The organism is Streptomyces sp. NPDC057877, assembly GCF_042796855.1.
Classification (GTDB): Bacteria; Actinomycetota; Actinomycetes; order Streptomycetales; family Streptomycetaceae; genus Streptomyces.
The window spans coordinates 225,349-248,516 of sequence record NZ_JBHVMS010000012.1 but is presented as its reverse complement, the minus strand read 5'-3'; the positions used below and the strand labels follow the sequence as shown (position 1 = coordinate 248,516).

The following is a 23,168-nucleotide window of genomic DNA, read 5'->3' as shown; positions in this document are numbered from 1 at the left end:
CGGCCCGCGGGCCGGGCGTCAGTGGGGAGACGTCAGCGACCAGCGTGGTGCGCTGCCCGTCAGGCGGCAGGCGAGGAAGTACAGGGGGATGGGCGGGGTGTAGGGGGAGCCCGCGTCCGGGGTGTGGATGAGGTGGGGGACGGGGCGGGGGCGGGTGGGCGTCCAGGACGGGTCGGAGAGCTGGGCGCCGACGGCGTAGTGGACGGTCGGGGGCCAGTCCACGCCGATGTGGGATCCGGCGGGGACGATCCACCACCAGCGCCGGTCGTCGGCGGAGACGCAGCCGACGCGGGGCAGACAGGACAGGATGCGCTCGCCGTGCTCACGGGGGGTGCCGACGGCGTCGTATCCGAGGGTCGTGGGCAGTTGGGCGGGGATTCTCAAGGCGCGGGCGGGGCGGTGGTGCGGGCGGGCGGCGGAGCGGGGACAGGGCAGGTCAGGGCTGTGCGTTCGGTCCATGGGAGAGGACTCCTTCGGCCGAGTGGGGGGTGGGCCGGGCGCGTGCGGGTGCACTGGGGGACGGTGCCTCGGGGGGCAGCGCGGCCCAGACCGTGCGACCGGGGCGGTGCGGGAGGTCCAGGACGCCCCAGGCGGTGCTGAGCGCCTCGACCAGGAAGAGACCGCGCCCGCCCTGGTCGTCGGGGCCGGACTGCTTGAGGCTCGGGCAGGTGAGGCCGCGGCTCTGGTCCTCGACCTCGATGCGGAGCGCGCCCGTGGCGCTGTGCTGCACCCGGAACACGATCCGCTCGCTCGCCGAATGGGTGATGGCGTTGCCGACCAGCTCGGAGGCGACGAGGACAGCGTTGTCATGGGCCTCGGCGCCGATGTGCCACGCGGTGAGCAGGGCGCGCAGCTGTCTGCGGGCCAGGCCCGCCGCCTCCGGGGTCCCCGGAAGCACGAACGTCTGCGCCCGGCGCGGCGGTTGAGCCCCGGAGGCGAGCCGGTCGGGGCCCTGGGGCCCGGGGAGTCGACCGTGGTGCTCGCCTCCGGGTGGCCGGTCGGGGAGACCCGGCGGGGGAGAGGGGCTGGATAACCGGCCCTGGTCGTCGGGCAGTCGGGCCGGTGGCCGGGAGAGGGAGGGCGGAGCCATTGCCGTACGCCTTTCGTATGCCCGCACACAGCCCCTCCCCCCGAACCGGGCCGCGGTGTCTGCCTGTTCGGCAGCCGAGTCGGTAGGCCCTACTGTGACACCTGCCAACATCGTGTCGCAACTGGCGAGTTGAAATTTGCAAGTAGCCAAGTGCATGCTGCTTCCACCGGAAATGATCTGCCGGAAACGATCCGCCGGAAGCGCTCTGGCGGAAGCTCGGCGTAAGGGGTACGGCGTGACCGCGGAGACCGACTGGGGCGGTGCCCCTTCCGTCCTGCGCATGATCCTCGGCAGACAGCTGGAGGAACTGCGCACCCGGGCCGGGCTGAGCTACGAGGACGCGGGCACCGCCATCGGGGTCAGCCACTCCACGATCCGCCGGATGGAGGCGGCCAAGGTGGCCCGCCTGCGCCTCGCGGACGTCGAGAAGCTGATCCAGGTCTACGGCGTGACCGACCAGCAGGAGATCGACACCTTCCTGAAGTCGGTCCGGGAGGCCAACAAACGCGGCTGGTGGCACACCTACCGCGATGTCATGCCGGACTGGTTCGCGGCGTATCTCAGCCTGGAGCAGGCCGCGTTGCAGATCCGCGCCTACGAGAACCAGTTCGTGCACGGCCTGCTCCAGACCGAGAGCTACGCCCGCGCCCTGCTCGGCGCGGGCAACCCGCACGCCCCGGCCGAGGCCACCGAGCGCCGGGTGGCGCTGCGGATGCGCCGCCAGGAACTGCTGTCGCGCGAGTCACCGCCGAGGCTGTGGGTGGTGATGGACGAGACCGTGCTGCGCTGGCCCGTCGGCGGCCCCGAGGTGATGCGCGCCCAGGTCGACCACCTCGTCGAGGTCAACCGGCTGCCCCATGTGACGCTGCAGATCATGCCGTTCGCCAACGGTCCGCACCCCGCGATGCGCGCCGGCGCCTATCACCTGTTCCGGTTCCGGGCACCCGAGCTGCCCGACATCGTCTACCTCAACGGCCTGGTGGGAGCGGTCTACCTGGACAAGGGTGACGACGTCGTGGTCTACCGCGAGGCCATGGACCGGCTGGGGGCCCAGGCGGCGCCCGCCAGGAAGACCGAGGCACTCCTCGGCGCGATACGCAAGGAGCTGTGACCGTGCACCACCACATACGCAACGGCATGCCGTCCCGGGAACTGGGCGCACGCGGCTGGACCCGGCCGTGGAGCGACGACGCCGGGGGTGCCTGCGTCGAAGTGAAGAGGCTCGCCGACGGCCGCGTGGCGGTCCGCCAGTCCACCGACCCCGAGGGCCCGGCGCTGGTCTTCACCCCGCACGAGATGACCAGCTTCCTCACGGGGGTGAAGGCGGGCGACGCCGACTTCCTGCTGTGACCCCGCTTGCGCACGTCTGTTAACCGACCGCGTGTCCACCAGCTCGACGACTTCGAAGGGGAGGGGCGGCGTTGCCCGACAACGGATGGCCGGCCGACCGCATCGACACCGAGAGCGCGCATTCGGCGCGTATCTACGACTACATCCTCGGCGGCAAGGACTACTACCCGTCCGACAAGGAAGCGGGCGACGCCATGGCGCGTGAGTGGCCCGCCCTGCCGATCCACATGCGCGCCAACCGGGACTTCATGAACCGCGCGGTGCGCTATCTGGCCGAGGAAGCGGGGATACGGCAGTTCCTCGACATGGGCACGGGCATCCCCACCTCGCCCAACCTGCACGAGATCGCCCAGCAGGTGGCCCCCGGGTCCCGGGTGGTGTACGTCGACAACGACCCCATCGTCCTCACCCTCTCCCAGGGGCTCCTCGCCAGCGCGCCCGAGGGCCGCACGGCGTACATCGAGGCCGACTTCCGGGACCCGGAGGCCATCCTCGGCTCCCCGGAGTTCCGCGAGACCCTCGACCTCGGCCAGCCGGTCGCCCTCACGGTGATCGCGATCGTCCACTTCATGCTGGACGAGGACGACGCGGTCGGCATCGTGCGCCGACTGCTGGAACCGCTGCCCTCGGGCAGCTATCTGGCCATGTCCATCGGCACCGCCGAGTTCGCGCCCGAGGAGGTCGGACGGGTCGCCCGCGAGTACGCCGCCCGCAACATGCCGATGCGGCTGCGGACGCTCCCGGAGGCCGCGGAGTTCTTCGAGGGCCTGGAACTCGTCGACCCCGGCATCGTCCAGGTCCACAAGTGGCACCCGGACGGCACCGGCGAGCAGGGCATCCGGGACGAGGACATCGCCATGTACGGGGCGGTGGCCCGCAAGCCGTAGCCGTACGGCGACCCGTCAACCACCCGGCGGCGGCTGCGGCTTGGTCCACTCGGGGTCGGCCCAGCGGGCCGGGTCCCCCGGATCGGGCAGGCCGCCGCCCGCGCGGTACCCGGCGTCGCGCTCCAGCCGCAGCCGTACGGACGCATGGCACCGCGCGTCCGGCGGCAGCGGCCGGGTGCGGCGGCCCACGAGGAACCACAGCGGGCCGTTGCGGTGCACCGGGGCGTGCGCGAACTCCTCGGTGACCGCGCAGGCGTCGGCGTAGGCGCCGGGGCGGAAGTCGAGGGTGTCGAGGACCCCGTCGGTGACCCACTTCAGGGAGACGGCGGACAGCAGCGGCTCGCCCCGCTCATGGGCGAACGTCCCGCCGACGTCGGAGTGGACGCCCGCGAACCACACCTCCTCGACGGTGTCCCGCGGCTCCCCCTCCCGGGGCGTGACCCGGTACTCGCGGTACGGGCGGCGCCGCTCGTCGAGGGAGACCGCGTGCCGGATCCGGGCCGCGTTGGGCAGCATCCGGGTGTACGGCCAGCGCAGGCTGCCCAGGCGCAGCACTCCGGCCGCCTTCACGGTGTCCCAGACGCCGAGGTAGGCGACCGGCAGGGCGTAACGCGACACCTGCCGCGGGTTGTTGCGCTTCACGACCGGCCACAGCGGTTCGCCCTCGGTGACCCGGCAGAAGGCGCGGGAGAACCGGGCGACCTCCCGCTGGCTCTCGGAGATGTCCTGGTTGAAGGCGTACTTCGCCACGGCGTACGGCACCAGGTTCTCCGAACCGGGGCGCATCAGCCCGGGCTTGTTGAGCATCCCCACCAGCGCGCGGGCCGTGTAGGCGCCCCGGCTGAAGCCGAAGACGTACACCGCGTCCCCCGGCTCCCAGTTCCGCATCAGGTAGGTGTACGCCTCGGCGAGATTGGCCTTCAGGCCGGTGCCCAACGCCAGGCCGCCGAGCCGGGACAGCCTGCGGGTCACCGGCCCGTACGCGGTGGCCGACGCCATGGTGCCCACCCCGGGGTCGTAGTAGAGCAACTGCCGGGTGGGGTCGCCGGTCTCCAGCATCTCGTAGAGCCTGACCACATTGGTGGGGTGGTGGGCGCCCACCTGGTTTCCCGTGCCGTCCAGACAGATCACGATGTTGCGCGGCATGCCGCCTCCCGCCGCTGATCAGGGTTGCGGCGATCGCGCCGCGGCGTCGGCCGCCAGCGGGCCGGAGGCGGTGCGGCTGCCGGGTACGATCTGCTCCGCGAACGCCTGGAGCGCCGCCGAGCTGTTGGGCGGCAGCACCGCCATCATCCGCAGCTCCTGGGCCTCGGCCACCGTGTCCGACGCCGTACTGCCCTCCGGCACGTGCAGCAGCCGGACATGCCCGTCGCCGGAGCCCCGGCGGTCCACCGGGGCCACCGCGCCGTGGGTGCCGTCGGGCAGGGTCACCCACAGCTGGAAGTCCTCGAAGCGGACGTAGTCCGCGCCCTTGATGGGCCACGGATAGTGGTGCTCGCCGGGCACCTTGGGCAGGACTCCCTGGTGGTTGCCCCGGCTCAGCGGGACACAGGCGTTGAAGAGGGAGTCGGTCCACGCCTCCACGCCGTCGGCGTCCGTGACGGGGGTACCCAGCAGTTCCTCGGCCTCCTCGTAGCCCAGCGCGACCAGCGCGGGCAGGGTGCGCGGGAAGGCCTCGACGAGTTCGGCCGCCTCCCGGCGCAGCCGGTCCACCTTCACCGGGTCGGCGCAGAACTGCATGGACCACTCGATGCCCACCCGGGCCCGGTACATCTGCCAGCCGCCCGTGCCCTTGACCCAGAGGCTGCCGCCGTGGTGCATCTCCCAGTGCTCGTTCGCGCCGGGCCGCGGGCCGTAGGGGAGATGGTCGTCCCCGGTCTCCGCGAGGATCTTCTTCGCCGCCTTCTTCGCGGCGCGGAAGTGCGAGGACTCGAACCGCTTGGGGTGCTTGACGAGACGTATCCGCCAGGGGTGGTTGCCGCTGCGGATTCCCCCGGGCTCCAGCCCGGCCGGGGATCGGGGCGGGTGTGTGGAAACGGTGTCGGCCATGACGGTCCTCCTGCTGCGCCCGGGGCGCGCCCCCTGTATCCATCGTGACCCCGGGGGCCGGGTACCGGCCAGTCGTCGGCAACGGTTGAACCGTCAAAAAGGGGGTGTTGCACAGAGTTCCACTGATTTGCCGCCAAGCGCGTGGCGACACACACTGTAAGGAAAGACGCGGAGCCACCGGTCGCCCGACGACTCCGCGCCCGCCCCGACGAAACGCGACCGAGGGGCTGACCCGGTGGAGAGAGAACTGCGGATCGTCCTTTCCGAGGAGGGGGCGGAACCCGAGCGGGTGGCACGGCTGACCGGCTATCTTCGCGAGGAACTGCTCCAGCTCGACGTGGACGACGTGACAGCCGTCCCGGCCCCGGAGCCGCCGCCCGGAGCCCGGGCCGTGGACGTCGCCGCGGTCGGCGCCCTGCTGGTGACCCTGGGCAGCGCCGCCACCGGCATCGGGCAGATCGTCGCCGTGGTACGCCAGTGGTGGGGCCGCAACCGCGACGAGACCCGCCCGGCGCTGCGGCTGGCCCTCGGCGACGACGTGCTGGAGATCTCCGACGCCACGGACGAGCAGGTGGCGGAGGCGTTCGACCTGTTCGTCAAGCGCCACTCAACGGTGGGCGCGTAGCCATGGGCGACACCAGGGACGCGCTGATCATCGCCAACGACCACTACGACGACGAGGGCCTGAAGAAGCTGGAGGCGCCCGCGCACGACGCCGTCGCCCTCGCCGGGGTCCTCGGTGACGCCGACATCGGCGGCTTCGCGGTGGCCGTGGTGCGCAACGAACCCGCGCACGTCATCTCGCTGCGCATCGACGACTTCTTCGCCGACCGCCGCCCGTCCGACACGCTCGTGCTGCACTTCTCCTGCCACGGCCTCAAGAGCGAGTCCGGCGAACTGTACTTCGCCGCCCGCAACACCCTGCCCCGCCGACTGGCCTCCACCGCGGTCGCCGCGGACTTCGTGCGCCGCCGCATGGCCACGACGCGGGCGCGCAGCATCGTGCTCTTCCTGGACTGCTGCTACGGCGGCGCCTTCTCCCAGGGGCCGATGTCCGTACGGGCCGCCGGGGACGTGCACGTGCTGGACTCCTTCGCGGGGGAGAAGCTCGGCGGCGGCCGGGGCTGGGCGGTCATCACCGCCTCCAACTCCATGGAGTACGCCTTCGAGGGCGCCGATCTCGCCGAGGGCTCCCGGCCCCGGGCCCGGCCCTCGGTCTTCACCCACGCCGTGGTGCAGGGCCTGGCCACCGGCGAGGCGGACCTCGACCAGGACGGCCGGGTCTCCCTGGACGAGCTGTACGAGTACGTCTTCGACCGCGTACGGCAGCAGAACCCCCACCAGACCCCGAGCCGCACCGTCGACATGCAGGGCGACATGTACCTGGCCCGCAGCCAACGGCGGCGGATCGAACCGGCGCCCGTCCCCGACGACGTCCTGGCCGCCATGCGCAGCCCCGACCTCTACACCCGGCGCGGGGCCATCGCGGAACTGCGCGCCCGGATGGAGAACGCGGACCTGTCCATCGCGGTGGGGGCGCGGGAGGCGCTGGCGGAGATGGTGCGCAAGGACATCCGGTTCATCGCGGAGGAGGCCCAGCACGCGCTGAACGAGGTCGCCATCAATCCGCACCCGGTGCGCCTGGACTTCGGCGTCGTACCGCGGGGCGCGCCCGCGCCGCACCGGTCCGTACGGCTGCTCGGCCCGCCCCTGGCCCGCTCCTGCGTGCCGCACCCCAAGGACGACTGGCTGCGGGCGACGACGACGGACGACGGGCTAGAGGTACGCGTGTCGACGACCACGCCGGGGCGGCTCAGGGGAGACCTGGTGCTGAAGGGAGTGGTGGGGGAGGCGGTGGTGCATGTGGAGGCCGAGGTGGCGGCGGAGGAGGAGCAGCGGCCTCCGGAGAAGGAGCAGCGGCCCCCGGAGAAGCAGCACCGGCCTCCGACGGAGGAGCACCGGCCCCCAGAAGAGGAGCAGAGGCCTCCGGCCGAGGAACAGAGGCCCCCGGCGGACGAGCACCGGCCCGCGCGAGAGGAGCACCGGCCCCCGCCGCCTCCCCCAAAGGCGAAGGTCAGCGTCGACCGGCCCCCGCCCCCTCGACGGCCGGAGGACGACGTCACCAGGCCGCTGAAGGCCCCGCCACCGCCCCCGCCCCCGACCCGCCCGGTGTCACCGCCGGTACCGCCCCGGCCGACGGCCCCTCGCGTGCCGCCGGGCGCCCGGCGGGCGCCTGTCCTGGCCGCCGGGGCGCTCGCGCTGGCCGTCGTCTCGGTGTTCATGGTGGTGCGGGCGGTCGTCGCGGCGACGGACGTCGCGGAGAGCCTGCGGCGGGACCGCGCCATCGACCACATCGCGCGGTACGCCGGGGACGAGGGACTGCTCACCCCGCTGGTCGTCGCCCTGGTCGCCGCGGTGGCCGCGATCGCGCTACGGGCGCTGGCCCGGCACGAGCTGGGCACCCGGCCCGACCGCTATCCGCAGTCGGCGGAGCACACCACCAAGGCCCTGACCTGGATCGCGAGGCTCCTGGCGGTGCCGGTCGCGATCCTGGCCCTGCTGCTCGCCATCGCCTACCTCGTCATCAGCGGGCTGGCCTGAGCCGAGCGCTCAGGCGGCGGCCCGGGTGCCCGCGTGGCCGTGCACCCGGGCGACGACCTCGGCGAGCTGCGCGGCGATCTCGGCGTCATCGGCCGGGTGGGTCTCGGCGAAGCGCGTCACGGAGCCGGGGATCGACAGCTTGACGTCCTCCAGGACCTTGCCGCCCGCGATGCCGACCGCCTTGCGCGCCTCGTCCTGCGCCCAGACGCCGCCGTACTGGCCGAAGGCGGTGCCGACCACGGCGACCGGCTTGTCCGTGAGGGCGCCGGAGCCGTACGGGCGGGACAGCCAGTCGATGGCGTTCTTCAGGACGGCCGGGATGGTGCCGTTGTACTCGGGGGTGACCAGCAGCAGGGCGTCGGCCGAGTCCGCGGCCACGCGCAGCCGGGCGGCGGCGGGCGGCACGGTGCCCTCGACGTCGATGTCCTCGTTGTAGAAGGGGATCTCGGCCAGGCCGTCGTAGAGCCGCACGTCGGCGCCCTCGGGGGCGAGCTTGACGGCGGCCTCGGCGAGCTGGCGGTTGTGCGAACCGGAACGAAGGCTTCCGACGAGAACCAGGATCTGCACGGACATGGGTACTCCAGGGGGTGAGGAGGTGACTGCCGAGATAACCGGACCGAGGTCCGGTTCAATGTTGTAGCACTCTAACCGGACCGTGGTCCAGTTTCTTCCCGTGCCTTACCCTGGTCCTCATGTGCGCCGCCCTGCCGCCTCTGCCACGGCCCCAGGCCTCCCAAGAAAGCGCTGACAGCGCCGAGTTGATCCAGCTCAGCACCTCCGCGGAGGACCCGTGCCTGCGTGCCGACGCCGCCCGCAACCGGGCCCGGCTGCTGGAGGCCGCCGCACGGCTGGTCGCGGAGCACGGCGCGGCCGGGCTCACGATGGAGGCGGTGGCCGCCGCCGCCGAGGTGGGCAAGGGGACCGTCTTCCGCCGCTTCGGCGACCGGGTCGGCCTGCTGACCGCGCTGCTCGACCACTCCGAGAAGAAGTTCCAGGCGGCCTTCCTCACCGGCCCGCCGCCGCTGGGCCCCGGCGCACCGCCCGTGGAGCGGCTGGACGCCTTCGGCGTGGCCGCGCTGCGCCGGGCGGCCGACACACTGGAACTCCAACTCGCCGCCGAGCACAGCGCGGACAGCCGCTTCACCGCACCGCCGCGGCGTCTGGTCTACGGACACATGCTGATGCTGCTGCGTGAGGCCCTGCCCGGCGCGGACTGCGAACTCCTCGCCCAGACGCTGGTGGGCTACCTCGACCCCGCCTCGATCCACCATCTGACCAAGCGGTGCGGGATGCCGCTGGACCGCCTGGAGGCCGGGTGGACGGACCTGGTCCACCGGCTGACCAGGACGCTTCCGGCAAACTGACGGCCGGGAAACACCAGGCCACGCGCCGTCGGTTTCGTACAAGCTTCACCCGACGGGTCCCGCCCGACGACCCGTTTTGGGCCTCTGCCAAGATGCCGTACGTCATGGTGCAGATACCGAAATCGCCCACGCCCGCGTCGGCCCCCGGCCGCTCCGTGCCCACCAGCGCCGATGTGGCCCGCCTCGCCGGAGTCTCGCGCGCGACCGTCTCCTACGTCCTGAACAACACCAGCGCCGTACGGATCAGCGAGCCCACGCGCCGCCGTGTCCACGAGGCCGCCAAGGAACTCGGCTACGTCCCGCACGCCGCCGCCCGCAGCCTGCGCGCCGGGCACAGCCGGATGGTCCTGATGCCCGCCCCCACCATCCCGGTGGGCCCGCTCTACAGCCAGTTCCTGAGCGACCTCCAGTGGGCGCTCGGCCGCCTCGACTACACGGTCGTGCAGTACGGCACCGTCGGCGTGCACGGCGACGAGGCCGCCCGCGCCTGGGCCGAACTGCGCCCGGTCGCCGTCCTGGTGCCCGGCTCCGGCCTCGGCCCGCAGGGCGTCGCCGTGCTCAAGCGCTCCGGCGCCCGGGCCGTGGTCACCCTCGGCCCCGAGACCGTCGAGGGCGCGCACGCCCTGCTCATGGACCACACGGGCGTCGGCCGGGCCGCCGCCGCCCATCTGTGCGCCCGGGGCCGCCGCCGCATCGGCGTCGTCGTCCCCGAGGAACCCGGCCTCGAGGTCTTCTCCCGGCCCCGGCTGCACGGCGTCCGGCACGCCGTACGGGGCACCGCCGCCACCGTCACCGAACTGCCCCTCGCCTACGAGGAGGAGGCCGCCGCCCGCCTCGCCGCGCACTGGCGTGACCTGGGCCTGGACGCGGTCTTCGCCTACAACGACGAGTACGCCATGCTGCTGATGCGCGCCCTGCAGGACGAGGGCGTCACCGTCCCCGGCGAGACGGCCGTCATCGGCGCCGACGACCTGATGCTCGGCCGCCTGCTGCGCCCACGGCTCAGCACCGTCCACATCGACCTGCCCTCCGGCCGCGACCTCGCCGAACTCGTCGACCGCGCGGTCCGCGACCCGGCCGCCCCACCGGAACGCCACGAGGTGCTGGGCGCCTCGGTCGTCCACCGCGACTCCAGCTGACCACACGAGAACGCCGCCAGACCGGGGACCCCGGCCTGGCGGCGTGGACGAGTCGTACGCGAAGGACCTGAAGGACCTGAAGGACCTACTGGGCGTCCTGCCCGCCCTGCCCGCCCTGCGCCTGCTGCTCGGCGACCGCCTTGCGGACCTCGTCCATGTCCAGCTTGCGGGCCTGCCCGATGACATCGGTCAGCGCGGCCTCCGGCAGCGCGCCCGGCTGTGCGAACACCGCCACCTGGTCCCGGACGATCATCAGCGTCGGGATGGACTGGATCCCGAAGGCCGCCGCCAGCTCCGGCTGCGCCTCGGTGTCCACCTTGCCGAACACCAGGTCGGGGTTCTCCTCGGCCGCCTTCTCGTAGACCGGCGCGAACTGACGGCACGGGCCGCACCAGGCCGCCCAGAAGTCGATCAGGACGAAGTCGTTGTCCGTGACCGTCTGGTCGAAGTTCTCCTTGGTCAGCTCCACGGTGCTGCTCATGGCGTGGTTCCCACTTCCTGATGTCGGGGGCGAAGCCGTCGGCACAACATGGCCGGACCGCCACATATTCCGCACACGCCCGTACCCATGTGGCCCCGCGCCACACCACCCACCAGACTGACCCCATGACGGAAACGGATTCCATCGCATACGACGTAGTGGTGCTCGGGGCCGGGCCCGTGGGGGAGATTGTCGCCGAGCGCACGCGCGCGGCGGGGCTGACCACCGCGGTCGTGGAGAGCGAACTCGTCGGAGGCGAGTGCTCGTACTGGGCGTGCATGCCCAGCAAGGCCCTGCTGCGGCCGGTCATCGCCCGCGCCGACGCCCGCAAGGTGCCCGGCCTGCGCCAGGCGGTGCAGGGACCCCTGGACACCGCCGCGGTGCTCGCCCACCGCGACGACTACACCTCCCACTGGCAGGACGACGGCCAGGTCGACTGGCTGAACGGCATCGGTGCCGACCTGTACCGCGGCCACGGCCGCATCAGCGGGACCCGCACGGTCACGGTGACGGCCCCGGACGGCACGGTCAGCACCCTGACCGCCCGGCACGCCGTCGCCGTGGCCACCGGCAGCCGCGCGGTGCTGCCCGATCTGCCGGGACTGGACGCCGTACGCCCCTGGACCAGCCGCGAGGCCACCAGCGCGAAGGCCGCCCCCGGTCGGCTGATCGTGGTCGGCGGCGGTGTGGTCGCCACCGAGATGGCCACCGCCTGGCAGGCCCTCGGCTCCCAGGTGACCGTCCTGGTGCGCGGCAAGGGCCTGCTGAACCGGATGGAGCCCTTCGCGGGCGAACTCGTCGCCGAGGCGCTCACCGAGGCGGGCGCCGACGTGCGCACCGGCACCTCGCTGGAGTCCGTGACCCGTGAGAACGGCACCGTCGTCGCCGTCACCGGCGCGGGGGAGCGCCTGGAGGCCGACGAGATCCTCTTCGCCACCGGCCGCGCCCCGCGCACCGAGGACATCGGCCTGGACACGGTCGGTCTGGAACCCGGCTCCTGGTTCCGGGTCGACGACAGCCTGCGCGTCGAGGGCTTCGACTGGCTGTACGGGGTCGGCGACGTCAACCACCGCGCCCTCCTGACCCACCAGGGCAAGTACCAGGCGCGCATCGCCGGTGCCGCGATCGCCGCCCGCGCGGCCGGGGACCCCCTGGCGGAGGCCGACCCCTGGGGCGCGCACGCCGCCACCGCCGACCACCACGCCGTGCCGCAGGTCGTCTTCACCGACCCGGAGGCCGGGTCCGTGGGCCTGTCGCTGGCGGAGGCCGAGCAGGCGGGGTACCGGGTGCGGGCCGTCGACGTCGAGTTCTCCTCGGTCGCCGGGGCGGGGCTGTACGCCGAGGGCTACAGGGGCCGGGCCCGGATGGTCGTCGACCTGGAGGACGAGATCCTGCGCGGGGTGACCTTCGTCGGCCCCGGCGTCGGCGAACTCGTCCACTCGGCCACCATCGCCGTCGCCGGACAGGTGCCGATCGGCCGCCTGTGGCACGCGGTCCCGTCCTATCCGACGGTCAGCGAGGTCTGGCTGCGGCTGCTGGAGGCCTACCGGGGCTGACGGGACGGCGGCGGGCTGCCGGGCCCTTCACTCCGGCAGCTCGAAGCCCAGTTCCCGCGCCGCGGCATGGGGTGTCGGCGCGTTCCAGCGCTCGGCGAGGGCCCGGCTGGACGAGAGGGACCGGATCTCGGCGCGGTCGAGATAGAGCACGCCGTCGAGGTGGTCGGTCTCGTGCTGCACGATCCGCGCGGGCCAGCCGCCGACCACCTCGTCGAGCGTACGGCCGTACTCGTCCTGGCCCGTGAGCCGTACGGCGGCGTGCCGGGCCACGACCGCCTGCCAGCCCGGCACGCTCAGACACCCCTCGAAGAAGGCGGCGCGCTCCGCACCCACGGGCTCGTACGACGGGTTCACCAGCACCCGGAACGGCTGCGGCACCCGCCCGCGCGCCACCGCCACCTCCTCCGGCACCGGCGCCGGGTCCTCCAGGACGGCGATCCGCAGCCCCACCCCCACCTGCGGTGCCGCGAGGCCCACCCCGGGCGCCATGCGCATGGTCAGCCGCAGGGCGTCCACGAAGCGGGCCAGCAACGCGGGCGGCAACTGGCCGTCGTACGGCTCGGTGCCCCGTCGCAGGACCGGGTCTCCGGCCTCCACGAGGGGCAACGGGCCACCGGCGGCGAGGAGTTCCTCGACCCGCTCGGTCAGTGGCGGGCGATCGGCGCGATCAGCGGGGGAAGCCATCCGGCCAGCATGACATGCCCCCGCCTGCCCTCAGAGCCGCTCGAAGTCACCCGCGAGCGCCGAGGCGAGGCGCAGATGCGGCTCCGCCTCCGCCGTACGGCCCTGCCGCTCCAGGGTGCGGCCGAGCATCAGACGGGCGTAGTGCTCCACCGGGTCACGCTCCACGATGACGCGCAACTCGGCCTCGGCGCGCCCCAGTTGGGCCGAGTGGTAGTAGGCGCGGGCCAGCAGCAGCCGGGGCCCGGTCTGCTCCGGCACCTCCTCGACCAGCCCGCCCAGCACACGGGCGGCGGCCGCGTAGTCCTTGGCGTCGAAGAACATCCGCCCGCGCTCCCAGCGCTCGGCCGGTGTTCCGTGGTCGTAGTACGTCGTGTTCACGCTGACCTCCTTCGACGCACTGAACCACGAGAGATGGTTAAACATTCCACTACGTCGGCGCTCCACTACGTCGGCGCTCCACTACGTCGGCGCTCCACTACGTCGGCACTCCACTACGTCAGGCGCTCCACTACGTCAGCGCTCCACTGCTTCAGCTCCGGAGCGCCGCCAGCTCGGCGTTGGCCCGCTCGGTGACCACGGCGAGGACGCGGCCCGCCGCCGCCAGGTCCTCCGCCGGGATGTCCGCCCAGATCCGCGCGGAGATCTCCGCGGTCTCGGCGGTGACGGTGTCGTAGAACTCCCGCCCGGCGTCGGTGAGCCGCAGCGCGGCCCCCTCGGTGGCGCACAGCCCCTTGGAGACCAGCTCCTCCACGGTCCCCTGTATCCGTGCCGCGTCGGTCTTGAGCGACTGGACGACCTGGCCGACGGCCGCGTCCCGCTCGATGGGGCCCTCGGCCACGGCGATCACCCGCAGGGTGACGCTCTGCTGGAAGGTGGCGTCGTGGCGGGACAGTACGGATTCCAGGACGCCGCGCGCGGCGTAGTGGGTCAGCGCTATGGCGCGGCTGTCGGCGATGGGTGCGGTGGTGGTCATGTCCTACTCCTGTCTGTGGCCGACGTCTTCTGTGCCGTCGACGGATGGATCGAGCGGTGCGTCGAGCAGGGTCGCGAGGTTCCGTGCGAACTCCCGGGCCCGTGGGTCGTCGGGACCGCCGAGGGGTGCCAGCAACTGCTGGAGCAGCCGGTGGACGACCTTGATGGCCCGTCGGGTGACCTCGGCTCCCGCCTCGGTGAGCGCCAGTTGGACGGCGCGCGGGTCGTGCGGGTCGCGGGCGCGCTCCAGGAGACCGGCGGCCTCCAGGGCGCGGGCGAGCTTGGACACGTAGAGCGGTTCGAGTCCGGTGTGGTCGGCGAGGCGGCGCTGACTGGGCCGCTCACCGGCGCGCTGCATGCCGTGCAGCGAGGCCACCAGCGCGTACTGCGCATGCGTGAGGCCCAGCGGGGCCACCGCGCGGTCGACGGCGACGCGCCACTTCATCGACAGTCGCCAGACGAGGAAACCGGGCGTCGCGCCCTCGGGTGCCGTACTCATGAGAGATACGGTACATGGCTACTATGTACATGGCTACTATTTACCGGGGCAGGCGGACGGGACGTGAGGTCCAGTCCCGCCGCGCCGGTGGGGTCAGCGCACCCGGCCCCGCGGCCTGAGCGGTGTCGCCGGGAGTTCGGGAGCGGGCAGCGGGGTCCCGTCGTAGCCCTTGACCTCGCCGAAGCGGGTGCCGAGCATCCAGTCCTCGCGGGCCTGTTCGATCTCCGCCTGAGTGCGGCCCACGAAGTTCCACCACATGATCAGCTCCTCCTCGAACGGCTCCCCGCCGAGCAGCATCACCGCGGCGTCGGACTCGGCGCGCAGGGGCAGTTCGGTGCGTCCGCAGCCGAGGTAGAGCATCGAGCCGGGCAGCACCGGTACGCCGTCGACGCGCACCTCGCCGGACATCGCCAGCACCCCGTACTCGAAGTCCGGCTCCAGCGGCAGCGCCACCGCGGCGCCGCTCGCCAGGGTGAGGTCGGCGCCGACGATCGGGGTGTACGCCGTCCCGGGCGACGCCGAGCCGTCGAGTGCGCCGAGGAGCACGGTCGCCGTGAGGCCGGGCGCGGTGACGGTGGGCAGGTCGGCATGGTGCTCGAACGCGGGCTCGGTGTGGCGGTGCGCGTCCGGCAGGGCGACCCACAGCTGGGCGCCGTGCAGGAAGCGGGCGTGCGCACGGGGGGACTCCTCGGAGTGGCTGATCGCCCGGCCCGAGGTCATCAGGCCCAGCTCTCTCGGGCGGATGGTCTGGAGGCTGCCGGTCGAGTCGCGGTGCAGCACCTCGCCCTCGTGCAGCCAGCTCACCGTCTGCAGACCCGTGTGCGGGTGCGGGGGCACCTGCATGCCGGGCTCGTCGGCGATGTCGTCCGGGCCGTAGTGGTCGACGAACGCCCAGGCGCCGATCATCCGTCGGCCCAGGTTCGGCAGCAGCCTGCGCACTTCGGTGGACTCCCCGAGCTTCACCTGCCGGGGGCTCAGCAGTTCGCGGACGGGTTCGGCGACGACGAATCCACGTCCGCCGCACACGCTCGGTACGGGCGCGCGGTCAAGGTTGCTCATGGCGGACAACCTAGCGGTCGGCGTCCCGCCGTGGGTGCGGGCCGCGGGTGGGCCGCGCGGCCCGGCGCTGACGGGGTGCCGCCGCGCCCACCCTTCCCCAAGCCCCCGGCTTCGCTCGATCAGGGGGACCCCCCGTCGCCCCAGCGGCACGACCGCCCGCGGCTGTGCGAGATACGGCGACCGCACGCCCCAAGGGGCGCGGGGAACCGCGCGACCAGCCACGACGGACCCGCGCACGGCCGCCTCCCGTCCGTCACGACGGCGCTGTCAGCGGCCCACCGCGTCATGGTCGTCGACCGGCCGCTCGGACGCGGGAACCGCCGCGTCCGGCGCCGGTGCGGGCCCGCGCAGCCGCCCCGTCACCCAGAGGGCAACCGGCTCGGTGAAGCGGGCGGTGAGGGGACCGATGATGACCAGGATCAGCACGTACGACGTGGCCAGCGGGCCCAGGGACGGTTCGATACCGGCCGTGACCGCGAGACCCGCGATGACGATCGAGAACTCACCGCGCGCCACCAGCGCGCCACCCGCCCGCCACCGCCCCTTCACGGAGATCCCGGCGCGCCGGGCGGCCCAGTACCCCGTGGCGATCTTCGTCAGCGTGGTCACGACGGCCAGCGCCAGCGCGGGCAACAGCACCGGCGGGATGGTCGCGGGGTCGGTGTGCAGCCCGAAGAAGACGAAGAACACGGCGGCGAACAGATCCCGCAGCGGCGCCAGCAGCGTGTGCGCGCCCTCGGCCACCTCACCCGACAGCGCGATGCCCACCAGGAACGCGCCCACCGCCGCGGACACCTGCAACTGCTGGGCGAGCCCGGCGACCAGCAGCGTCAGCCCGAGCACCACCAGGAGCAGCTTCTCGGGGTCGTCGCTGGAGACGAACCGCGAGATGTGCCGCCCGTAGCGCACCGCCACCACCAGCACCAGCCCCGCGACCCCGAGCGCGATCGCCAGCGTCACGCTCCCGGCCGCCAGGCTCGTCCCGGCGAGCAGGGCCGTGACCACCGGCAGATAGACGGCCATGGAGAGATCCTCCAGGACCAGGATGCTCAGGATCGTCGGCGTCTCGCGGTTGCCCAGGCGGCCGAGGTCGCCGAGTACCTTGGCGATGACGCCCGAGGAGGAGATCCAGGTGACCCCGGCCAGGACCACCGCCGCGACCGGCCCCCAGCCCAGCAGGACCGCCAGCGCCGCGCCCGGCAGGGCGTTGAGCGCGGCGTCGACCAGCCCGGCCGGGTAGTGCGTCTTGAGGTTGGTCACCAGATCGCTGGCCGTGTACTCCAGGCCGAGCATGAGCAGCAGCAGGATGACGCCGATCTCGGCGCCGACGGCGACGAACTCCTCGCTGGTCCCGAGCGGCAGCACCCCGCCCTCGCCGAACGCCAGCCCGGCGAGCAGATAGAGCGGTATGGGCGAGAACTGGAACCGTCCGGCGAACCGGCCCAGCAGCCCCAGGCCGAGGATGAGCGCGCCGAACTCGATCAGGAAGACAGCCGAGGAGTGCATGTCCGGTCACTCCCGCCCGAGTATCGAGGCCGCCGCCTCCACACCCTCGCGGGTGCCGATCACGATCAGGGTGTCACCACCGGCGAGCCGGAAGTCCGGCGCGGGGGAGGGGATCGCCTCGGCGCGGCGGAGCACCGCCACGATGGAGGCGCCGGTGTCCGTGCGCATCCGGGTCTCGCCGAGCAGCCGCCCGTTCCAGTGCGAGACCGCGGTCAGCTCGATCCGCTCGGCCACCAGCCCGAGGTCCGTGGTGGACAGCAGGTTCGGGGTGTGGTGCGCGGGCATCAGCGCGTCGATCAGCGTGGCCGCCTCCTCGGCGGTCAGCCGCACCGACAGCGAGCACGCGTCCGGGTCGTCCTTGGCGTACGCGTTCAGCGTCCGCTGCCCGTCGCGGTGCGCGACCACCGACAGATGGCGCTGCTCCCGTGTCGTCAGGTCGTAGCGGACGCCGATTCCGGGCAACGGCGTACTGCCCAGGCGTGGCGCGCCCATGGCTGACCCCCTTCTCCTGGCGGGTCGGCCCGGCGGTCCGGTCAGTGGACCACCGGAGACGCCCGCGTGCGGCCTGTGGGGATCATCCTATGCGTGCGCCGTTCGGGTCGGCCTTGTCAGCGGACCGTCGGGCTCGGGCTGGGCGTCGGGGCGGTGGTCTGGACGTCCAGGTCGGGCCGCGGGGTCAGGACGACCACGGGGGAGCCCGGCTGCGGCGCGGGCGGGGTGAGCTGCTCCTCGGGGAGTTTCGGGGGTGCGGTCTGCTGGAAGTTGACCTGGTCGTAGTTGACCATGCCGGTGTTCTCCAGCACGGTGATGTGGTCGAGGACCGTGTCATTGGCCTGGTCGGCCAGTTGCCGGACGAGCGTGTTCTGGGTGCTGGCGCGGATCTTGGCGATCGCCGGGAAGATCTGGCCGTGGGTCACCCGCATGATGTTGGCCGCGGTGGAGTCGAACTCCCTGCCGGACTTGGACTCGATGGTGGCCACGAACTGCTGCTGCTGCGGGGTCGCCTGGTTGGGCAGGGTGATGCCCAGCTCGGGGGCGATCTTCCGGCAGGTGGCGTCCAGTGCCGCGTGCCCGACGATGAGGTGCTCCCCGGCCTCCTTCATCTCCGGGGTGGTGCCGCGCTCCATCGCCAGCTCGCCCAGCGGGTACTCCCACAGCCCGGCCGAGCGCACCTTGACCACGAAGTCGCGGTCGGCCTCGGTCAGCGGGCCGTACTGGGTGTTGGCGATGATGCGGCTGGTGTCCGAGGCGGTCTTGTCGATGCCGAGCACGGCCGGGTACGCGAGCGCGGTGAGCGTCAGACTCAGCGCGCCGCCCACGAAGACGGTTCCGACCATATTGCGCGACAAGCGCATCGTGCCTCCCGGAGTGAACAGCCCGAACGCCAGGAAGTACGGATGCGGGGCGGGCGGTAATCACCGTCCGCGGCAGAACTTGCGGATGAGGCGTGTGGTGTCGGTCACATACCCGTGACGACTGGACGAGGAGTACAGTGATTGGACGAATCGTCCAGGCGAGCTGGGCGGCTTTGGACGGCAGGTGGGTGGATGACGCGCGACGAGCAGGGCCTCGACCGGGAGCGGGACGCGATCCTCGCCGCGCTGCGGCCCGTCGTCGACTCCCTCGCCGCGACCTTCGGGCCGCTGTGCGAGGCGGTGCTGCACGACTACCGCAGTCCCGAGAAGTCGGTGGTCGCGGTCGCCGGTTCGGTGACCGGACGCGAGGTCGGCGGTGCCATGAGCGAGATCGGCATGCGCGTCCTCGCGCGCGGTGAGCGGGCCACCGACGAGTGGAACTACCTCACCCGCACCGGCACCGGGAGGCTGGTCAAGTCGTCCACGACCGTGCTGCGGGATTCCACCGGCGCGGTCTTCGGCGCGCTCTGCGTCAACCTGGACGTCACCGCCGTGAGCCAGGCCCAGACCCTGCTCGCCGCGCTCGCGGGCACCGACGCCCCCGCCGAGGCGCCGGTCACCCCCTTCGGCAACGACATCGACGCCGTCGTGGACGCCATCGTCGACACCCAGCGGCTCCGCCACGGCCGCGGCTGGCCGGAGCTGGACCGCGCCGAGCGCCTCGCCCTCTTCCGCGGCCTCGACGCCCGCGGCGTGTTCGCCGTCCGCCGCTCGGTGGAGCAGGTCGCCACCCGCCTCGGCATCTCGCGCGCCTCGGCGTACCACTACCTCGCGCAGGCCAGGGAGACCGAGACCGCCCCCGAACCCACCCCCAAGGGAGAACACCCGTGACGACCACCGCCCCACCCGTCACCGCCGCCGACATCCGTGACGCCGCCGCACGGCTCAAGGGCGTGGCCCACCGCACCCCGGTACTGCGCTCCCGCACCCTGGACGGCCTCGTCGGCGCGGAGGTCTTCCTCAAGTGCGAGAACCTCCAGCGCGTGGGCGCGTTCAAGTTCCGCGGCGCCTACAACGCGGCCTCCCGGCTGACGCCCGAGCAGTTGGCGCGGGGCATCGCCGCCTACTCCTCCGGCAACCACGCCCAGGCCGTCGCCCTCGCCGCCCGTGAACTCGGCACCACCGCCGTCATCGTCATGCCCGAGGACGCCCCGCCCTCGAAGGTCGCGGCCACCGCCGGATACGGCGCCGAGATCGTCACGTACGACCGCTACTCCGGCGACCGGGCGGCCATCGCCGAGGACCTGGCGGCCGAGCGCGGGCTCACGCTCATCCCGCCGTACGAGCATCCGCACGTCATCGCCGGGCAGGGCACCGCGGCCCTCGAACTGCTCGAGGAGACAGGGGAACTGGACGCGCTGGTCGCCCCGGTCGGCGGTGGGGGGCTGATCGCGGGGAGCGCCACCGTGGCCAGGGACCTGTACCCCGGTATCCGGATCATCGGCGTCGAACCGGAGGCGGGCGACGACACCAAGCGGTCGCTGGAGGAGGGACGGCGCGTCACCGTCCCCGTGCCGCGCACGATCGCCGACGGGCAGGCCATCACGACCCCCGGCGAACTGACCTTCTCGGTCAACCGGCGTCTCGTGGACGCCGTCGCCCTGGTCTCGGACGACGAGATCCGCGCCGCGATGCGGTTCGCCTTCGAGCGGCTGAAGACGGTCGTCGAGCCCAGCGGCGCCACCCCGCTCGCCGCCCTGCTCACCGGCCGCGTGACCCCGCTGCCGCGCCGGATCGGGGTCATCGTCTCCGGCGGCAACGTCGACGCGGAACGCTTCGCGCTGCTGTGCGGGCAGCGGGACTGACCCGAATGGCGGCCCCCGCTTGACAGACGGACGATGGAAGGGCGGAGGCGGGGTGACCGCGACGCCAGTGGGGGCAGCCGCAGACCAGCCCCGCGGCCGGAAGGGAGAGTGCCATGCTGGAGGTCAAGACGCTGGACAAGCCCGATGAGCGCCGCGATTTCCCCCGGGGCCACCTGGAAGCCGTGCACATGTCGGGGCTGGACTTCGCCGTGGCGACGTTCGAACCGGGCTGGCGCTGGTCGGAGTCCGTGAAGCCGCTCGCGGGCACGGACAGCTGCCAGGTCCACCACAACGGCTATGTGGTCAGCGGCCGTCTGCACATCCGGATGGACGACGGCGGCGAGAGCGAGGTCGGCCCCGGCGACGTCTTCGTGTGCCCGCCGGGCCATGACGCCTGGGTGATCGGCGACGAACCCTGCGTCGCCTACGACTTCGCCGGACAGATGGCGCAGGAGTACGCCAAGGCCGACTAGGCACCCCGCGTCACACCGGCAGCAACCGGGACACGATCACCCCCAGCTGGCGCGCGTTGCGGCACTCGTGCATCTCCACCAGCCCGGCGTACTCGGGCGCGGCCGAGTCGCCGGTGCCCCACTGGGAGCGTGGTTCGGGGTTCAACCAGTACAGGCGGCGGGCCCGTTCGGCGATCCGGCGTACGGCGGGCAGGTTCGGGTCGCTCATGTTGGTGCGCGCGTCACCGAGGACGAACACCGTCGTCCGCGACCCGACCGCGTCGCAGTGCCGCTCCGCGAACTCGCCCAGCGCGACACCGTAGTCACTGCTGCCGTGCCAGCCGGTGAGCGTCGCCTCGGCCCGGATGCGGGCGCCCAGCCCCTCCGGGTCGGCGGCGCCGTGCGCGAGCAGCCCGGTCACCTCGTCGATCCGGTTGACGAAGGCGAACACCCGCACCTTGCTGAACTGGTCGTGCAGCGCCTGCACCAGCAGCATCGTGAAGTCCGAGAACCCGGACACCGACCCCGACACATCGCACAGCAGCACCAGTTCGGGCCGGGCCGGGCGGCGCCTGCGCAGCACCGGCCGCATCGGCACCCCGCCCGTCGACAGCGAACCGCGCAGGGTGCGCCGCAGGTCGATGGTGCCGCGGGCGGCACGGCGGCGGCGGGCGGCCAGCCGGGTGGCGAGCCTGCGCGCCAGCGGCTGCACGGTCCGCCGCAGCTCGGCGACCCGGTCCTTCCCGGCGTACAGGAAGTCCACCCGGTCCGCGGTCGGCGCCACCGCCCGCCGGGCGATCTCCTCCCGCCCGCGCCGCTCGGCCACCCGCCGCCGCGCCTCCGCGGCCACCTGCCGCCGGAACTCCTCGATCCGGCGCCTGATCTCGTCCTCCAGCAGCCGGTCGGTGAACCCGGCCGCGCCCGGCCGCATGCCCTCCCGCACCCGCGCGAGCAGCGTCTGCGGACGGACCCGGTCCAGCGTCTGGTACGACGACCAGCCGTCCGACCCCGGTGAACCGCCGTATCCGCCGAAGCCGTCCACGGCCTCCGCCGCCAGCCGCCCCAGCAGGTCGGAGTCGCCCGCGGCGAGCGCCGCCGCCAGCCGCTCCCGCAGGTCGTCCCGGTCCTTCGTGCTCCGCTCGGGACCGCCGACGCCGCGCGGGAAGTACAGGTCGAAGACCGGGTCGAACACCGGCCGCTGGGCCGCGGTGTGCAGCAGCGTCGCCGCCAGTCCCTCGCGCAGCAGCTCCCGGTCGGCCAGCCCCAGCGCCGTCATCGCGCGGGCCGCGTCCACGGTCTCCCCGGTGCCGATCCGCACGCCGTGCGCGCGCAGCGCGGCCACGAACCCCGTCAGCCGCCCGGCGAGAGAGTCCGGGGCGGTCACATGGCGTCCAGGTCGAGCTTGGCCGCCGCCTTCACCACGTCGTCCTGGTGCTTGAGGACGACGCCCAGGGTGTCCCGTACCACCTGCTCGTCCAGGGTGTCGGCGCCGAGCGCGAGCAGGGTGCGCGCCCAGTCGACGGTCTCCGCCACGGACGGCGCCTTGCGCAGGTCGAGGGCGCGCAGCGCGCCGACCACCCGCACCACCGCCTCCGCCAGCGCCGCGTCGATGCCGGGCACCTTCAGCCGTACGATCCGCCGCTCCAGCTCCTCCTCGGGGAAGCCGATGTGCAGGAACAGGCAGCGGCGGCGCAGCGCCTCGGACAGTTCGCGGGTGGCGTTGGAGGTGAGGACGACGAAAGGGCGGCGGGTCGCGGTGACCGTGCCCAGCTCGGGCACGGTCACCTGGAAGTCGCTGAGCACCTCCAGCAGCAGCCCTTCCACCTCGACGTCGGCCTTGTCGGTCTCGTCGATCAGCAGCACCTTCGGCTCGTCGCCACGGATGGCGGTGAGCAGCGGGCGGGGCAGCAGGAACTCCTCGCTGAAGATGTCGGTGCGGGTCTCGTCCCAGGTCTCGTCGCGGCCCGCGCTGATCCGCAGCAACTGCTTGGCGTGGTTCCACTCGTACAGCGCCCGGGACTCGTCGACGCCCTCGTAGCACTGGAGCCGCACCAGCCGGGCCCCCGCGACCTCGGCGACCGCCTTCGCCAGCTCGGTCTTGCCGACACCTGCCGGGCCCTCCACGAGCAGTGGCTTGCCGAGCCGGTCGGCGAGGAAGACGGTCGTGGCGACCGCGGGGGACGCCAGGTATCCGGCCTGGGCGAGCCGGGCGGAGACATCGTCGACGGAAGTGAACAACCGGTCCTCCGGCGGTCGCGG

Annotated in this window: 27 protein-coding genes; 11 read left to right on the top strand and 16 right to left on the bottom strand. The window is 72.9% G+C overall.

Features of this window, described 5'->3' with window-relative positions; genetic code table 11:
- Nucleotides 1–18: 18 nt before the first annotated feature.
- Together ACFVQG_RS32895 and ACFVQG_RS32890 are read right to left on the bottom strand one after the other, a co-directional pair.
- The gene (locus tag ACFVQG_RS32895; RefSeq protein ID WP_383390557.1) at nucleotides 19–459 is read right to left on the bottom strand and encodes a hypothetical protein; all 441 of its coding nucleotides are present in this window, start codon (nucleotides 457–459) and stop codon (nucleotides 19–21) included.
- The gene (locus tag ACFVQG_RS32890) at nucleotides 437–898 is read right to left on the bottom strand and encodes an ATP-binding protein (protein ID WP_383390554.1); all 462 of its coding nucleotides are present in this window, start codon (nucleotides 896–898) and stop codon (nucleotides 437–439) included. The genes ACFVQG_RS32895 and ACFVQG_RS32890 overlap by 23 nt, the downstream gene beginning before the upstream one ends.
- A 427-nt stretch (nucleotides 899–1,325) precedes the next feature.
- Between ACFVQG_RS32890 and ACFVQG_RS32885 the strand changes: the two genes are divergently transcribed.
- The 3 genes from ACFVQG_RS32885 to ACFVQG_RS32875 all read left to right on the top strand — a co-directional run bounded on the left by ACFVQG_RS32885 (nucleotide 1,326) and on the right by ACFVQG_RS32875 (nucleotide 3,327).
- Nucleotides 1,326–2,201: a helix-turn-helix domain-containing protein gene (locus tag ACFVQG_RS32885; protein ID WP_383390551.1), complete on the top strand. Its 876-nt coding sequence runs from the start codon at nucleotides 1,326–1,328 to the stop codon at nucleotides 2,199–2,201.
- Between the two features lie 26 nt (nucleotides 2,202–2,227).
- Nucleotides 2,228–2,440, top strand: coding sequence for a DUF397 domain-containing protein (locus ACFVQG_RS32880; RefSeq protein WP_383390743.1), 213 nt, complete (start codon nucleotides 2,228–2,230; stop codon nucleotides 2,438–2,440).
- A 71-nt stretch (nucleotides 2,441–2,511) separates the two neighbouring features.
- Nucleotides 2,512–3,327, top strand: coding sequence for an SAM-dependent methyltransferase (locus ACFVQG_RS32875; protein ID WP_383390548.1), 816 nt, complete (start codon nucleotides 2,512–2,514; stop codon nucleotides 3,325–3,327).
- A gap of 15 nt (nucleotides 3,328–3,342) precedes the next feature.
- Here the strand turns inward: ACFVQG_RS32875 and ACFVQG_RS32870 are convergent, their stop codons facing one another.
- The gene (locus ACFVQG_RS32870; RefSeq protein ID WP_383390545.1) at nucleotides 3,343–4,473 is read right to left on the bottom strand and encodes a phospholipase effector Tle1 domain-containing protein; all 1,131 of its coding nucleotides are present in this window, start codon (nucleotides 4,471–4,473) and stop codon (nucleotides 3,343–3,345) included.
- Nucleotides 4,474–4,491: 18 nt separating this feature from the next.
- Nucleotides 4,492–5,376, bottom strand: a complete 885-nt coding sequence (locus ACFVQG_RS32865; protein WP_383390543.1) for a DUF6424 family protein — start codon at nucleotides 5,374–5,376, stop codon at nucleotides 4,492–4,494.
- Nucleotides 5,377–5,611: 235 nt separating this feature from the next.
- Between ACFVQG_RS32865 and ACFVQG_RS32860 the strand changes: the two genes are divergently transcribed.
- Both ACFVQG_RS32860 and ACFVQG_RS32855 read left to right on the top strand, forming a co-directional pair.
- Complete coding sequence (locus ACFVQG_RS32860; RefSeq protein ID WP_383390540.1) at nucleotides 5,612–6,001, top strand: hypothetical protein; 390 nt, start codon at nucleotides 5,612–5,614, stop codon at nucleotides 5,999–6,001.
- A 2-nt stretch (nucleotides 6,002–6,003) separates the two neighbouring features.
- Nucleotides 6,004–7,977, top strand: a complete 1,974-nt coding sequence (locus tag ACFVQG_RS32855) for a caspase family protein (protein WP_383390537.1) — start codon at nucleotides 6,004–6,006, stop codon at nucleotides 7,975–7,977.
- 9 nt (nucleotides 7,978–7,986) lie between these two features.
- Here ACFVQG_RS32855 and ACFVQG_RS32850 read toward each other — a convergent pair whose 3' ends face one another.
- Nucleotides 7,987–8,550: an NADPH-dependent FMN reductase gene (locus tag ACFVQG_RS32850; RefSeq protein ID WP_383390535.1), complete on the bottom strand. Its 564-nt coding sequence runs from the start codon at nucleotides 8,548–8,550 to the stop codon at nucleotides 7,987–7,989.
- A gap of 119 nt (nucleotides 8,551–8,669) precedes the next feature.
- Here ACFVQG_RS32850 and ACFVQG_RS32845 point away from each other — a divergent pair, with 119 nt between their 5' ends.
- Together ACFVQG_RS32845 and ACFVQG_RS32840 are read left to right on the top strand one after the other, a co-directional pair.
- Nucleotides 8,670–9,341, top strand: coding sequence for a TetR/AcrR family transcriptional regulator (locus tag ACFVQG_RS32845; protein WP_383390532.1), 672 nt, complete (start codon nucleotides 8,670–8,672; stop codon nucleotides 9,339–9,341).
- Between the two features lie 92 nt (nucleotides 9,342–9,433).
- Nucleotides 9,434–10,480: a LacI family DNA-binding transcriptional regulator gene (locus tag ACFVQG_RS32840; protein WP_383390530.1), complete on the top strand. Its 1,047-nt coding sequence runs from the start codon at nucleotides 9,434–9,436 to the stop codon at nucleotides 10,478–10,480.
- 85 nt (nucleotides 10,481–10,565) lie between these two features.
- Here the strand turns inward: ACFVQG_RS32840 and trxA are convergent, their stop codons facing one another.
- Nucleotides 10,566–10,961, bottom strand: a complete 396-nt coding sequence (gene trxA, locus ACFVQG_RS32835) for a thioredoxin (RefSeq protein ID WP_383390528.1) — start codon at nucleotides 10,959–10,961, stop codon at nucleotides 10,566–10,568.
- Between the two features lie 125 nt (nucleotides 10,962–11,086).
- On the opposite strand from trxA, the gene ACFVQG_RS32830 reads away from it, so the two are divergent.
- Nucleotides 11,087–12,517, top strand: a complete 1,431-nt coding sequence (locus tag ACFVQG_RS32830) for a dihydrolipoyl dehydrogenase family protein (protein ID WP_383390525.1) — start codon at nucleotides 11,087–11,089, stop codon at nucleotides 12,515–12,517.
- Nucleotides 12,518–12,544: 27 nt separating this feature from the next.
- Here the strand turns inward: ACFVQG_RS32830 and ACFVQG_RS32825 are convergent, their stop codons facing one another.
- From ACFVQG_RS32825 to ACFVQG_RS32790, 8 genes are all read right to left on the bottom strand, one after another.
- The gene (locus ACFVQG_RS32825; protein WP_383390522.1) at nucleotides 12,545–13,201 is read right to left on the bottom strand and encodes a peptide deformylase; all 657 of its coding nucleotides are present in this window, start codon (nucleotides 13,199–13,201) and stop codon (nucleotides 12,545–12,547) included.
- Between the two features lie 30 nt (nucleotides 13,202–13,231).
- Nucleotides 13,232–13,579, bottom strand: a complete 348-nt coding sequence (locus tag ACFVQG_RS32820; RefSeq protein ID WP_383390519.1) for a tetratricopeptide repeat protein — start codon at nucleotides 13,577–13,579, stop codon at nucleotides 13,232–13,234.
- 151 nt (nucleotides 13,580–13,730) lie between these two features.
- The gene (locus ACFVQG_RS32815; RefSeq protein ID WP_383390517.1) at nucleotides 13,731–14,174 is read right to left on the bottom strand and encodes a MarR family winged helix-turn-helix transcriptional regulator; all 444 of its coding nucleotides are present in this window, start codon (nucleotides 14,172–14,174) and stop codon (nucleotides 13,731–13,733) included.
- A gap of 3 nt (nucleotides 14,175–14,177) precedes the next feature.
- Entirely contained in the window at nucleotides 14,178–14,672 is a 495-nt protein-coding gene (locus ACFVQG_RS32810) for a MarR family winged helix-turn-helix transcriptional regulator (RefSeq protein WP_383390514.1), read from the bottom strand.
- 93 nt (nucleotides 14,673–14,765) lie between these two features.
- The gene (locus ACFVQG_RS32805) at nucleotides 14,766–15,731 is read right to left on the bottom strand and encodes a pirin family protein (protein WP_383390511.1); all 966 of its coding nucleotides are present in this window, start codon (nucleotides 15,729–15,731) and stop codon (nucleotides 14,766–14,768) included.
- Between the two features lie 267 nt (nucleotides 15,732–15,998).
- Nucleotides 15,999–17,237 carry a cation:proton antiporter gene (locus ACFVQG_RS32800; protein ID WP_383390508.1) on the bottom strand — a complete coding sequence of 413 codons (1,239 nt, stop codon included), beginning with the start codon at nucleotides 17,235–17,237 and terminating at the stop codon, nucleotides 15,999–16,001.
- 6 nt (nucleotides 17,238–17,243) lie between these two features.
- Nucleotides 17,244–17,729 (bottom strand): cation:proton antiporter regulatory subunit, encoded by a 486-nt coding sequence (locus ACFVQG_RS32795; RefSeq protein WP_383390506.1) that lies wholly within the window; start codon nucleotides 17,727–17,729, stop codon nucleotides 17,244–17,246.
- A gap of 116 nt (nucleotides 17,730–17,845) precedes the next feature.
- Nucleotides 17,846–18,592, bottom strand: coding sequence for a DUF4142 domain-containing protein (locus tag ACFVQG_RS32790; protein WP_383390503.1), 747 nt, complete (start codon nucleotides 18,590–18,592; stop codon nucleotides 17,846–17,848).
- A 192-nt stretch (nucleotides 18,593–18,784) separates the two neighbouring features.
- Here ACFVQG_RS32790 and ACFVQG_RS32785 point away from each other — a divergent pair, with 192 nt between their 5' ends.
- The 3 genes from ACFVQG_RS32785 (at nucleotide 18,785) to ACFVQG_RS32775 (ending at nucleotide 20,930) form a co-directional block, all read left to right on the top strand.
- Entirely contained in the window at nucleotides 18,785–19,483 is a 699-nt protein-coding gene (locus ACFVQG_RS32785) for a transcriptional regulator (protein WP_383390500.1), read from the top strand.
- Entirely contained in the window at nucleotides 19,480–20,457 is a 978-nt protein-coding gene (locus tag ACFVQG_RS32780) for a threo-3-hydroxy-L-aspartate ammonia-lyase (RefSeq protein ID WP_383390497.1), read from the top strand. The genes ACFVQG_RS32785 and ACFVQG_RS32780 overlap by 4 nt, the downstream gene beginning before the upstream one ends.
- A 113-nt stretch (nucleotides 20,458–20,570) precedes the next feature.
- Complete coding sequence (locus ACFVQG_RS32775) at nucleotides 20,571–20,930, top strand: cupin domain-containing protein (protein ID WP_383390493.1); 360 nt, start codon at nucleotides 20,571–20,573, stop codon at nucleotides 20,928–20,930.
- Between the two features lie 10 nt (nucleotides 20,931–20,940).
- On the opposite strand, the gene ACFVQG_RS32770 is transcribed toward ACFVQG_RS32775, so the two are convergent.
- Nucleotides 20,941–22,293, bottom strand: coding sequence for a VWA domain-containing protein (locus ACFVQG_RS32770; RefSeq protein ID WP_383390489.1), 1,353 nt, complete (start codon nucleotides 22,291–22,293; stop codon nucleotides 20,941–20,943).
- A complete protein-coding gene (locus ACFVQG_RS32765) occupies nucleotides 22,290–23,147 on the bottom strand; it encodes an AAA family ATPase (RefSeq protein ID WP_383390488.1) in 858 nt (285 codons plus the stop codon). Before ACFVQG_RS32765 ends, ACFVQG_RS32770 begins: the two co-directional genes overlap by 4 nt.
- Nucleotides 23,148–23,168: the final 21 nt, after the last annotated feature.